Annotated in this window: 11 protein-coding genes; 5 read left to right on the top strand and 6 right to left on the bottom strand. The window is 48.5% G+C overall.

Annotation, left to right across the window (positions count from 1 at the left end; genetic code table 11):
- The first annotated feature begins 69 nt into the window (after positions 1-69).
- The gene (gene pgm, locus EYR25_RS14815) at positions 70-1,722 is read left to right on the top strand and encodes a phosphoglucomutase (alpha-D-glucose-1,6-bisphosphate-dependent) (protein WP_133181079.1); all 1,653 of its coding nucleotides are present in this window, start codon (positions 70-72) and stop codon (positions 1,720-1,722) included.
- Positions 1,723-1,842: 120 nt separating this feature from the next.
- On the opposite strand, the gene msrA is transcribed toward pgm, so the two are convergent.
- Positions 1,843-2,322, bottom strand: coding sequence for a peptide-methionine (S)-S-oxide reductase MsrA (msrA, locus tag EYR25_RS14810; RefSeq protein WP_133181077.1), 480 nt, complete (start codon positions 2,320-2,322; stop codon positions 1,843-1,845).
- 278 nt (positions 2,323-2,600) lie between these two features.
- Here msrA and astE point away from each other — a divergent pair, with 278 nt between their 5' ends.
- From astE to EYR25_RS14790, 4 genes are all read left to right on the top strand, one after another.
- The gene (gene astE, locus EYR25_RS14805) at positions 2,601-3,635 is read left to right on the top strand and encodes a succinylglutamate desuccinylase (protein ID WP_133181075.1); all 1,035 of its coding nucleotides are present in this window, start codon (positions 2,601-2,603) and stop codon (positions 3,633-3,635) included.
- A 162-nt stretch (positions 3,636-3,797) separates the two neighbouring features.
- Positions 3,798-4,976, top strand: a complete 1,179-nt coding sequence (locus EYR25_RS14800; RefSeq protein ID WP_023265282.1) for a thiamine pyrophosphate-dependent dehydrogenase E1 component subunit alpha — start codon at positions 3,798-3,800, stop codon at positions 4,974-4,976.
- A 3-nt stretch (positions 4,977-4,979) separates the two neighbouring features.
- Positions 4,980-5,957, top strand: a complete 978-nt coding sequence (locus EYR25_RS14795; RefSeq protein WP_133181073.1) for an alpha-ketoacid dehydrogenase subunit beta — start codon at positions 4,980-4,982, stop codon at positions 5,955-5,957.
- A 9-nt stretch (positions 5,958-5,966) separates the two neighbouring features.
- Positions 5,967-7,562, top strand: a complete 1,596-nt coding sequence (locus EYR25_RS14790) for a dihydrolipoyllysine-residue acetyltransferase (protein WP_133181071.1) — start codon at positions 5,967-5,969, stop codon at positions 7,560-7,562.
- A 699-nt stretch (positions 7,563-8,261) separates the two neighbouring features.
- Here EYR25_RS14790 and ttcA read toward each other — a convergent pair.
- The 5 genes from ttcA to ccoS all read right to left on the bottom strand — a co-directional run bounded on the left by ttcA (position 8,262) and on the right by ccoS (position 12,091).
- Positions 8,262-9,230: a tRNA 2-thiocytidine(32) synthetase TtcA gene (ttcA, locus tag EYR25_RS14785; RefSeq protein WP_023265285.1), complete on the bottom strand. Its 969-nt coding sequence runs from the start codon at positions 9,228-9,230 to the stop codon at positions 8,262-8,264.
- Positions 9,231-9,306: 76 nt separating this feature from the next.
- Positions 9,307-10,239, bottom strand: coding sequence for a universal stress protein UspE (gene uspE / locus EYR25_RS14780; RefSeq protein ID WP_133181069.1), 933 nt, complete (start codon positions 10,237-10,239; stop codon positions 9,307-9,309).
- A 142-nt stretch (positions 10,240-10,381) separates the two neighbouring features.
- Positions 10,382-11,134, bottom strand: coding sequence for an electron transport transcriptional regulator EtrA (gene etrA, locus EYR25_RS14775; RefSeq protein ID WP_039976890.1), 753 nt, complete (start codon positions 11,132-11,134; stop codon positions 10,382-10,384).
- Between the two features lie 55 nt (positions 11,135-11,189).
- Positions 11,190-11,882 carry a sulfite exporter TauE/SafE family protein gene (locus tag EYR25_RS14770; protein WP_023265288.1) on the bottom strand — a complete coding sequence of 231 codons (693 nt, stop codon included), beginning with the start codon at positions 11,880-11,882 and terminating at the stop codon, positions 11,190-11,192.
- Positions 11,879-12,091: a cbb3-type cytochrome oxidase assembly protein CcoS gene (ccoS, locus tag EYR25_RS14765; RefSeq protein ID WP_023265289.1), complete on the bottom strand. Its 213-nt coding sequence runs from the start codon at positions 12,089-12,091 to the stop codon at positions 11,879-11,881. The genes EYR25_RS14770 and ccoS overlap by 4 nt, the downstream gene beginning before the upstream one ends.
- Between the last annotated feature and the right edge of the window lie 5 nt (positions 12,092-12,096).

Genomic DNA, 12,096 nt, shown 5'->3' with positions numbered 1-12,096 from the left:
CCTTTATCGACGCCGCAATGATGCGGCGTTTCCATTTAATTAACCGATTTTCCAGTAGGAGAGGATCAGGTGGCAATACATCAACGGGCAGGACAAACCGCGAGTCAGACGGATCTGGTGAATATTCCAAAGCTGATGAGCCATTATTACAGCATCAAACCTAATGTGGATGCTGCCGAGCAACGTGTGACGTTTGGGACTTCTGGGCACCGTGGAACTGCGTTTCAAGCAAGTTTTAACCAAGACCATATTTGGGCGATTACCCAAGCCGTTGTCGATTATCGCCAATCGGTGAATATCGAAGGGCCACTCTTTTTAGGTATTGATACCCACGCCTTATCTTATGCGGCTTACGTGTCGGCGATTGAAGTGTTAGCGGCCAATAAGGTGACTGTGCATATCCAGCAACATGATGGTTTTACGCCAACACCAGTGGTGTCCCATGCGATTATTTGCGCCAATCGAGAAGCGGCACTGACGGGTGCCGCCTTAAGCGATGGTTTGATTATTACCCCATCCCATAATCCGCCGCAGGATGGTGGCATCAAGTACAATCCTCCCCATGGCGGCCCGGCCGAAGGCAATATTACTGCATGGATTGAATCCCGCGCCAATGATTACCTGCGCGCAGGACTGAAGGGCGTTAATAAGCTCACCTATGCCGACGCGTTAGCCTCGGGTTATGTGCATGCCATCGATTTGATTACCCCCTATGTGGCGGATTTAGTCAATGTGGTTGATATGCACGCTATCGCCAAGGCTAAGCTGAAATTGGGCGTTGACCCATTAGGCGGTTCGGGTATCCATTATTGGGCGCCGATTGCCAAGCACTATCGCATCGATATCACCTTAGTTAATGATAAGGTCGACCCAAGCTTTAGCTTTATGTCGCTGGATAAAGACGGCAAGATCCGCATGGATTGCTCTTCGCCCTATGCGATGGCAGGTTTACTGGCCCACAAAGAATCCTTCGATTTATGTGTCGGTAACGACCCTGACTACGACAGACACGGTATTGTGTGTCCGGGCACGGGGCTGATGGATCCTAACCACTATTTAGCGGTCGCGATTGATTATCTGCTGACCCACAGACCTGAATGGAGCGAGCAGTTATCTATCGGCAAGACGCTGGTATCGAGCGCGCTTATCGATAAAATCTGTGCCTTCCACGGCAAAAAATTACTCGAAGTCCCCGTTGGCTTTAAGTGGTTCGTCGATGGGCTAGCTGAGGCGACTATTGCCTTTGGCGGTGAGGAGAGTGCGGGCGCCGCCTTCCTGCGCCGTGATGGCACGACTTGGTGTACCGACAAAGACGGTTTTATTCTGGTGCTGCTTGCGGCCGAAATGCTTGCGGTTACTGGCAAGACGCCGGGGCAACGCCATCAAGAATTAGTGGCGCAGTTCGGTCAAAGCTTCTACAAGCGTATCGACAGTCCGATTAGCCTTGAGAACAAAGCAAAATTTGCCAAGCTTAATGCCGAAACCTTAAACGCCACTATGCTGGCGGGTGAGAAGATTGATGCCGTATTAACCCACGCCCCAGGTAACAATGCCTCGATAGGTGGCATCAAAGTGACGACGGCCAATGGTTGGTTCGCGGCGCGGCCGTCGGGTACTGAGGCGTTATTTAAGATTTACGGTGAGAGCTTTATCAGTGAGCAGCATCTTGCCGATATCATTAAGGACGCACAGGTCTTAATCGATAAGGCGCTTAGCGCCTGATTTAGCGTTTACGCATTCTTTTTACAGATAAAAAACGCACTCATAGAAATCCTATGGGTGCGTTTTTATTGGCAGCGATGAGAAGCAAAAGCTGCTCACTCGGATGCTAAATGGTTATGATCAGTACTCGAGATGGCAACTTGGTAAGTTGTTCTTATCGATATAGTTTTGATGATATTCCTCTGCCACATGGAATTGCTGTAACGGCACAATCTCAGTGACGATATGACGCAATCCCCAACGACCTGAACGGGCAAAGGCCAGTTTGGAGGCTTCGGCCGCGGTTTTTTGCTCACGGTCGTGGAAGAAAATGGTACTGCGGTACTGAGTGCCGATATCGCCGCCCTGCATATTGAGCGTGGTCGGGTTGTGGTTTTTCCAAAACACATCCAGTAACTCGTCGTAGCTGACAATTGCAGGGTCAAATTCTACTTGTACGACTTCGGCATGACCTGTCTTGCCTTTTTTGACTTCCTCATAGGTGGTCGCTTCGTTATTGCCACCCATATAGCCGCAGGTCGCGTTGGTCACGCCGTTGACTTGTCTAAAGAAATACTCCACGCCCCAAAAACAGCCGGCACCGAAAGTTGCTAACGCCATGATAAATCCTGATAGAAGTCTAGATGGCTAAGGATTGTGATAAAACTCATGCCTAAAAGCAAGTGTGTCGACAAAATTAATCCTATGTCGACCAAATGTGGCTAAGATGCTGTTGTTTTGCCGTGAAATGCGCTTGTTTGACCAGAATGACAGAGTAACGGCCCAAAAACTTGTGTTAGTATGGATGCGCTTTTTAAGGCGGGTAACGATAAGTGCCATGAAACAGGTAGTTATTGCCATCACTCCCGTCTCTAACACGCTATTATAAGGAGAATTCTGTGTTACAAGCTCTGTTAGATTCGAAGGATTTTCTCGCGCTGACCCTCGCCAATCCTGAAACCCTCGGGGATGAGTTTGGTTTCACCTTAGGGGAACATACTCGAGTCGAGGTGTGGGACACGGGGGTCATCGTTTTTGAGCCAGCACAAGCCCAAGGTAAGGATGTCATTCTCTCCTGCGGTGTCCACGGTAATGAAACCGCCCCCATCGAACTCTGCAATACCTTAATCAAACAGCTTCTCCAACAAAAAATCATCGCCAAACAACGCACGCTGTTTCTTATTGGCAACCCTTTAGCGATTAATAATGGCACTCGTATTATCGACGAGAATATGAATCGTCTCTTTAGTGGTGAGCATTCAAATCCGCCGGGATTAGTGAATCCAGAGCGGGTACGGGCGAAAAAATTAGAAGCCTATGTAGACCGCTTCTTTAAGGGCGCAGCCGCAGGGCGCCAGCGGATCCACTACGATTTACACACGGCGATGCGTGCTTCAAAACACGAAAAGTTTGCGATTTATCCCTATCGTCCCGGTCGGGCTTACAGCGCCGAGCAAATCATGTTTTTAGCGGCCAGTGGCGTGGATACCGTGTTATTTCACCACGAGCCGACGACGACCTTTAGTTATTTTTCCTCCGAGCAGTATGGCGCCGATGCCTTTACCATTGAATTAGGTAAGGTATATCCCATGGGGCAAAACGATATGACGCGTTTTATTGCCGCCCAAGAGATGTTTATGCGCCTTATCACAGACAAACCCTTAGCGCTTGAGCCATTCTCGGCGAATAAGGTGAATTTGTATCAAGTGTGTCGGGTGATTAACAAACATTTTGATGATTTTGAATTTACCTTCGCGACCGATGTCGAAAACTTCCGATCGTTCCCGAAAGGCTTTGTATTGGCCCGAGAGGGTGGACAGGAAATTAAAGTCGAACAGGAATTTGAAGCGATTGTTTTCCCTAATGCTAAGGTGCCCATCGGCAATCGCACTGTGATATGCCTGATCCCTTCAGTCGCGCCAGATGTTCGCTAGTTTTGTAAAGCATTATATACATGCCCACAGGGGATTAGTTGTCGTTTGAACTGTGCCAACGGTTGATAGGTAGTTTACGTTAACGTAATGTTCATCCGGCATATTCGTATAAATTAGGCGTTGTGGATTTTCCATGGCGTAACGAGATAACAAGAGCACAATATGAGCAAAGCAACACTCAACACTGATACAGTGCACCGTGTCGGCTTCTTGGATAAGGCATCGCTTCACATTCCTATCCTTCGAATTCTACAAGCAGACGGCACTACCTATGAAACCGCGGTTTTGCCTGTAATAGATGAAGCCTTAGCCACCAAAATTTACGATACTTGCGTATTCACGCGGGTACTCGACGAACGTATGTTAGGCGCGCAGCGTCAGGGACGGATCAGCTTCTATATGACCTGTACGGGTGAAGAAGCGGCGATCGTCGGTAGTGTCGCGGCGCTGGACGCTGAGGACGTGATCCTCGCGCAATATCGCGAACATGCGGCGCTGCGTTACCGTGGTTTTACCACTGAGCAGTTTATGAACCAAATGTTCAGCAATGAGAAGGACTTAGGTAAAGGTCGCCAGATGCCAATCCACTACGGCTGCGCGGCGTTAAACTACCAAACCATTTCATCGCCACTGGCCACGCAAATTCCGCAAGCGACAGGTGTCGGTTATAGCTTGAAAATGCAGGGCAAACGTAATGTCGCCGTCTGTTATTTCGGTGAAGGCGCTGCGTCTGAAGGCGACTTCCACGCCGGCTTGAATATGGCGGCGGTGTTAAAATGCCCCGTGATTTTCTTCTGCCGTAACAATGGATATGCGATTTCCACTCCAACCGAAGAGCAATTTGCTGGTAACGGTATTGCTAGCCGCGGTGTGGGTTACGGTATGCACACCATTCGTGTCGACGGGAACGATATGCTGGCGGTATTAGCGGCAACGCAACAGGCGCGTGCCTATGCGATTGAGCACAATGCCCCCGTGTTGATTGAGGCCATGACTTATCGTTTGGGCGCCCACTCATCTTCTGACGATCCTTCTGGTTATCGCTCAAAAGAAGAAGAGGCGAAATGGCAACAACATGATCCGGTCAAACGCTTCAAATTGTGGTTAATCAACAAAGGCTGGTTGGCCGAGGCCGATGATGCTCAGCGTTACGAAAAGTACCGTGAAGAAGTGTTAGCCGCCGTTAAAGTCGCTGAAAAATTACCTATCCCTATGCTGGATGAGATTATTGAAGACGTGTACGACAAGCCGACGCCAGCGCTGAAAAAGCAGTTGAGTGAGCTTAAAGAACACATCAAGAAATATCCGCAATCCTATCCCAAAAGTGCAGGGAGGCTATAAGCCGTGGCAGAAATGAATATGTTACAGGCCGTCAATGAGGCCTTGTCTATCGCCATGCAATCTGATGAGCGCATGGTGGTATTTGGTGAAGACGTTGGCCACTTTGGCGGTGTGTTTCGCGCAACCTCTGGTTTACAGGAAAAGTTTGGTCGTAGCCGTTGCTTTAATACGCCGCTGACGGAACAAGGCATTGCGGGTTTTGCCAACGGTTTAGCCTCTAATGGTATGACTGCCGTAGCGGAAATCCAGTTTGCTGATTACATCTTTCCGGCGTTTGACCAGATCGTAAACGAGTCGGCTAAATTCCGTTACCGCAGCGGTAATGAGTTTAATGTGGGAAGTCTAGTGTTCCGCACACCCTATGGTGGCGGTATTGCGGGCGGCCATTATCATTCACAATCGCCAGAAGCCTATTTTACCCAAACCCCAGGCTTAAAAGTGGTTGTGCCGCGTAATCCTGCTCAAGCCAAAGGTTTATTATTAGCCTCTATTCGCGATAAAAACCCTGTGGTGTTCTTCGAGCCTAAGCGTTTATACCGTGCTTCTGTGGGGGAAGTCCCTGCGGGCGAGTATGAAATCGAGCTGGGTAAAGCCGAAGTGGTGCGTGATGGGAAAGATATCACCTTAGTGGCTTGGGGCGCACAGATGGAAATCATCGAAAAAGCGGCCGACATGGCGGCAAAAGAGGGGATTTCCTGCGAAATTATCGACCTACGTACACTCGCGCCTTGGGATGTGGATACAGTTGCCGATTCTGTGAAGAAGACCGGCCGCTTACTGATCAACCACGAAGCGCCATTGACAGGTGGTTTTGCCGGTGAAATCGCCGCCACGATTCAGCAGGAATGTTTCTTATATTTAGAATCCCCCATCAGCCGTGTATGTGGTCTAGATACTCCATATCCACTGGTCCACGAAAAAGAATACATGCCCGATGCGCTCAAGACCTTTGAAGCCATTAAGGCATCGGTGAACTTCTAGGAGTCCGGTATGATTAAAGATTTTATTTTGCCGGACATTGGTGAAGGCGTTGTCGAGTGCGAACTCGTCGAGTGGTTGGTGCAAGAGGGCGATACCATTGCTGAAGATCAGCCCATCGCCGATGTGATGACTGACAAAGCCTTAGTGCAAATTCCGGCGCCTTTTGCAGGAGTTGTGACCAAACTATATTACGCCAAAGGCGATATTGCTAAGGTACATGCACCGCTTTATGCCGTGCAGATTGAGGCTGACGAAGCCGCGCCTGTTGCTGCGTCTCAACCTGAAACACACACAGCGACGCAAACATCCGTAAGCGAAGCCAACGCGTCTGGTACTAGCGTCGAAGAGTTCCTGCTGCCCGATATCGGCGAAGGCATTGTTGAGTGTGAACTGGTCGAATGGCTAGTCCAAGAAGGCGATACTGTGGTTGAAGACCAACCCATCGCCGATGTGATGACAGATAAAGCCCTAGTGCAAATTCCCGCCATCAAAGCGGGTAAAATTGTCAAATTGCACTACCGTAAGGGCCAGTTAGCTAAGGTACATGCGCCACTATTTGCGATTGAGGTTGAAGGTGGTGTTAGTGCACCAGTCAGCCATGCACAGGAACTAAGCGCCGCCGCTGTGAATACCGCTGCACCAGCAGCTAGCGCGGCGGTGTCCTCGGAGCCTGCTCGCCAAGGTAAAGCCTTAGCCAGCCCAGCCGTTCGCCGTATGGCGCGAGCCTTAGATATCGATTTAAGTCGCGTACCTGGTAGTGGCAAACATGGCCGTGTGTATAAGGAAGACATTACTCGCTTCCAAGCGCAAGGCGGCGCTGTGCCTGCCGTTGCGCCAGTGGCGGTAGCCTCAACTGTGGCTCAATCGACCGTATCTACCGCGGTGGCAAGCTCTGTAAGGGCTGACATTGTTGAACCTATCCGTGGCGTGAAAGCCGTGATGGCGAAAATGATGGTGGAATCAGTATCAACCATTCCTCACTTCACCTATTGCGAAGAGTTTGATTTGACTGACTTAGTCGCACTGCGTGAAAGCATGAAGGCCAAGTACTCTTCCGACGAAGTTAAGCTGACCATGATGCCATTCTTTATGAAGGCCATGTCGTTAGCCTTAACGCAGTTCCCAGTGCTTAACAGCCAAGTGAATGCTGATTGTACGGAAATCACCTACAAGGCGCGTCATAATATCGGTATGGCGGTCGACTCTAAGGTGGGATTACTGGTACCAAACGTCAAGGATGTGCAAGATAAGAGCATCCTTGAGGTGGCTGCCGAAATCACTCGCTTAACCAATGCCGCCCGTAGCGGCCGTGTGGCGCCGGCAGATCTTAAAGAAGGCACGATTTCGATTTCGAATATCGGTGCATTGGGTGGCACAGTCGCAACGCCGATTATCAATAAACCGGAAGTCGCGATTGTCGCATTAGGTAAGTTACAAACCTTGCCTCGCTTTAATGCGAAAGGTGAAGTGGAAGCGCGTCAGATCATGCAAGTGAGTTGGTCTGGGGATCACCGTGTAATCGATGGCGGCACCATTGCCCGTTTCTGTAACCTTTGGAAACAATACCTTGAGCAGCCGCAGGATATGCTATTAGCCATGCGCTAATCGGCTTTCAGCCGATACTTACAGCCAATCCTGCAAAACCATTTATCGTTAAATGAACAGTTGACTGTTTTTTCCATACTGCCAAAATCCGAGTGTATAACAGCATTCGGATTTTTTATGCTTCTAATACCAATCACATTAAATATCTAATCAGTTCAGAGCCTCACAGGCATCTCAATCCAAGGCGCATTGACGAAGAAATGGTGATTCCCTTTTAAGTCAATGTAACACAGGAGTGAGATGTCAGTGAGTCTCCCGAAGGGCGGGGTTGAACATGCTTTATACTGCGTTTAAGGCTTTCGAGAGTGCCAGCCTTTGCCTTGTCTAAAGCCCGTTTAACTCCCGCTGAATGAACAGATATTTAATAAGATTCCATCAGTTTTCAGCCGAGTAGCACTCACGTTAAAAAGCAAAACTTTAGCACTAATCAAGCAGACGTAACGGGCGATGCTTTTGGACTCCAAATGGCTCATTCATTGGCAGGGATTCAAAGCCGCGTCAATTTTCATCGTCAGCCAATGATAAATGCTTCCCAAGGTTGCAGCAGGACGAACCCCAAAATGTTGAAGTTGGCGAAGAGTTTTGTATTACCGAAACGAAGCTATTCAAGGGGGGATAAAAGGCCTAATCACGAAGCGATTAGGCCTTCAATAACTGGCAAGCGTACCACATAAATGGGCTTTTCTAGCTGTGTTGCGTTTACGCTTCGTAAACGTTGACGATATTGATGCGTTTTGCCGCATCTAAATCGATATGGCCGCTGTTGGCGATATCCAGAAAGTCAAACGCAGGTAAATCGGCTTCGGCCACATCACCTTTCATCGGTGCGTTGGGATCGCGCTTCAAAGACACAAAGTCAAACTGCTCACGGTCAACACCCTGTGAAGGTGCGGTATTTTGCATGGCGGTGAAAATGGTTTCAATACGGCCAGGATAGAGTCTATCCCACTGATTAAGCATGTCTTTCACAGCTTGGCGCTTGAGGTTTTCCTGCGAGCCACAAAGGTTGCATGGGATGATGGGGAATTTTTTCAATTCCGCATATTCTTCTAAATCCTTTTCGCGGCAATAGGCGAGTGGGCGAATAACTACGTTTGCGCCATCGTCTGAAAGCAACTTAGGTGGCATAGCTTTCATCTTGCCACCGTAGAACATATTGAGGAATAGCGTTTCAATAATATCGTCTCTGTGGTGGCCTAGCGCGATTTTGGTAGCACCAATGCGCTGAGCAAAGCCGTAGAGGGTACCGCGACGCAGGCGTGAGCACAGCGAGCAAGTGGTTTTGCCTTCAGGGATCTTCTCTTTCACAATCGAGTAAGTGTCTTTCTCGAGGATGTGATAGGGAACATTCAAGCTGTCTAAATAGGCGGGCAGCACGTGTTCAGGGAAACCAGGCTGCTTTTGATCTAAGTTAACGGCAATAATTTCGAACTGCACAGGTGCGCGTTGCTGCAGATTAAGCAGAATATCAAGCATGGCATAGCTGTCTTTACCGCCACTCAAACAGCACATAACACGATCGCCATCTTCAATCATGTTGTAGTCGGCAATGGCACTACCGACTTCACGGCGTAGACGCTTCTGTAATTTATTCAGACGGGTAGTTTGTTTTTTTGATAATTCTTCAGGCATTTGACTCGCCGTAACTTCAGACATAGCTTGCAACATAAAAAAGCGCCCAGTAACTCAGTTTCAGGGCGCGTATTATTCCAGCTATCGAAGGCGGGGTAAAGAGCGGCGTGCGTTACGCCTCTTCAAGCGGCGATTTATAACCATCGGGTTTAATGGCTAATAAGTCACAGTTAATGCTATCAATTACATGCTCTGCGGTGTTGCCGATAAGTGCCGCCGAGAATCCAGTCCGACCGACAGTGCCTAAAATCACCAGCTCAGCATCAAGCTGTTCGGCAAGCTCAGGGATAACATCCTCTGGTAAACCTTCTTTCACATGGCAGTGCAGGGTATCAATACCGTAGGCATTGGCCAGATATTGCACTCGTTGTTCGTGCTGCATGCGAATAGTGTCGTTATAGGTTTGTGCATCAAAATCGGGCAATTCAATAGCAAGATTTACCGGTGTACCTGGATAACCATTGACTAAGTGCACTTCGGCGGCAAATTTTGCGGCTAAATCCTTGGCATGTTCGATAATCTTGCCGTTCAGCATTTGATGATCGGTGTCTTCAGTCGCCACGTTGACGGCGCAGAGGATTTTACCCGCTTCCGGCCAATCATGATCTTTGACCATCAACACAGGTACAGGCGCTTTACGCATCAAATGCCAATCGGTTGGAGTAAAGATCACCGCCTTTAACTTATCGTGGGCGTGGGTGCCTTTAACGATCAAATCATATTGTCCGGCAATCGCATGATTGATGATGCTTTCAAATGGGCGATTGTGCCAAATCACTTGAGTATCAATATCGAGTTGCAGATGGTTGTAAGTAGCTAGCAGATCTTGGATCCACGCTAGGCGCTGATCAATCACGCCTTGGCGCATAGCTTCGCGCTCTTGGCTCGATAGAATCGATGTCATTTCATAGGAGAAGTCAAAAATAGACAGAAACACAGTCACATGGGCGTTACTTTTACTGGCCAAGGTAACAGCTCGGGCGAGTGCAACTTGATTCTCTGTCGTGGGGTCGACTACTACCAGTATTTTTTGATAATCCTTCATAACATGTTCCTTTAGTCATAGGCTCATGTTCATCATGAGCCTTTGGCAATTATCTGTATTGTTCTAGATCAAAAATCTTTTCAAAACCAGTGCCTAGCGCATAATTTGCCATGTTCAAAGCACTAATGTGGGAGGGGGTGACTTATCTGGCGATTCTGGCATTACCCGCCAAGAGATTGAGCTCGTGGTGGTCAACTATGGTGATATATTTGCCTTTGACTTCAATCAAACCTGACTTTTGGAAACGGCCTAATAACCGGCTGATGGTTTCTACCGTCAAACCTAGGTAGTTACCAATGTCACCACGTGTCATGGTTAAACGGAATTCTTTAGGGGAGAAACCACGGTTGCCAAAACGGTTAGCAAGATTACTGATAAACGCGGCGAGGCGTTCTTCGGCGTTTTTCTTGCTGAGCAGTAAAATCATCTCTTGGTCGCTCATGATTTCATTACTCATTAAGCGCATGATTTGCTGACGTAACTTTGGCATACTGCCTGAAAGCTCATCGAGAATATTGAAGGGGATTTCACACACCATTGAGGTTTCTAAGGCTTGGGCAAAACTCTGATGGGACTGAGCGTGAATACCATCAAAACCAATCACATCACCCGCTAAATGAAAACCCGTGATCTGCTCATCGCCCTGTTCGGTAATCGTATAACTTTTGATGGTGCCAGAGCGGATGGCAAACAGGGATTTCAAAGGATCGCCTGATTTAAAAATCTGCTCACCTTTTTGAATTGGTTTTTTACGCTCAATAATATCGTCGAGTTGGTCGAGCTCATTGGCATTAAGGGTAAACGGAATACAAAGCGTACCCATACTGCAATCGTGACAATGAATTGTGCACCCACTCGCGGCGGGACGGCGGTTTTTATTCTGCTCTATTGTCATGTCGGTTCTCAAGTTAATCCACTGCAGTCATGTTAAACCAATTCATTCGCTTGGGCTAGTTTAGCTGCGACAGGGCGATATATAAAGTTTGTGCACCAAAGGCAATTAAAAGTAAGCCACTCAATAATCTAACGGTTTTTTGCTGCACCCAATTGGCTAAGCGTTTGGCAGCCACTCCGGCACTTAAGAGCGCAGGGAGTGTTCCTAAACCAAAGGCAAGCATAATCAAGGCGCCTTGACTAGCAGATCCAGCCGCCACCGACCAGGTTAAAGTGCTATACACTAGCCCGCAGGGCAGCCAGCCCCAAATCAATCCAGCGGTGATGGCCTGCAATGGTGAGGTGATGGGCACGAGACGTTGAGCTAAGGGTTTAAGGTATCGCCACAACACTTGGCCGAGGCGCTCAATCTGCACTATCCCCACCCAGATTTTGGCAATGTAAAGTCCGGTCGCGATCATCATAACACCAGCAATTATTCTCAGGATTAACAGGTAACTGTCGAGTTCGAATAAGTGCCCAAGCATGGCCGATGAGCCACCCACTAAGGCGCCCGCGAGGGTGTAACTTAAAATCCGGCCGAGGTTATAGCTTAATAAGTAGGTGAGTTGATGGGCTAAGTGATTGCCCTGTTTCGGATTCGGAAGCTGGGAGGAAAAAGCGCCGACAAGGCCACCACACATGCCAAAGCAGTGGGCAGCGCCCATTAACCCCACTAGAAATGCACCTGTGACGTTATACTCAATCACAGAGGCATGCCTTTGTCTTGGCTTGTGATTTTCTCTTGATTCGGGTTAGCTGCTTGGCTCGGTTTATCGGCATCTTCATCGAAGAGAATCGACACGCTTTGACGGTCTAAGTCATCGAATTGTTCGGATTTTACTGCCCAAAAGAACACGGCTACGGCGATCAACACAAAGATCATCGCGATAGGAATTAGTACATAAATGATGCTCATAACCT

The organism is Shewanella decolorationis, from assembly GCF_004354305.1.
Taxonomy (GTDB): Bacteria; Pseudomonadota; Gammaproteobacteria; order Enterobacterales; family Shewanellaceae; genus Shewanella; species Shewanella decolorationis.
The sequence above is the reverse complement of the archived record's forward strand: the minus strand, read 5'-3'. Positions and strand labels throughout refer to the sequence as shown.

Excerpts from the sequence above, each read along its gene's own strand:
- msrA (WP_133181077.1), bottom strand. The coding sequence starts at position 2,322 with ATGGCGTTAGCAACTTTCGGTGCCGGCTGTTTTTGGGGCGTGGAGTAT.
- EYR25_RS14800 (WP_023265282.1), top strand. The coding sequence starts at position 3,798 with ATGAGCAAAGCAACACTCAACACTGATACAGTGCACCGTGTCGGCTTC.
- ttcA (WP_023265285.1), bottom strand. The coding sequence starts at position 9,230 with ATGTTGCAAGCTATGTCTGAAGTTACGGCGAGTCAAATGCCTGAAGAA.
- EYR25_RS14790 (WP_133181071.1), top strand. The coding sequence starts at position 5,967 with ATGATTAAAGATTTTATTTTGCCGGACATTGGTGAAGGCGTTGTCGAG.
- etrA (WP_039976890.1), bottom strand. The coding sequence starts at position 11,134 with ATGACAATAGAGCAGAATAAAAACCGCCGTCCCGCCGCGAGTGGGTGC.
- uspE (WP_133181069.1), bottom strand. The coding sequence starts at position 10,239 with ATGAAGGATTATCAAAAAATACTGGTAGTAGTCGACCCCACGACAGAG.
- ccoS (WP_023265289.1), bottom strand. The coding sequence starts at position 12,091 with ATGAGCATCATTTATGTACTAATTCCTATCGCGATGATCTTTGTGTTG.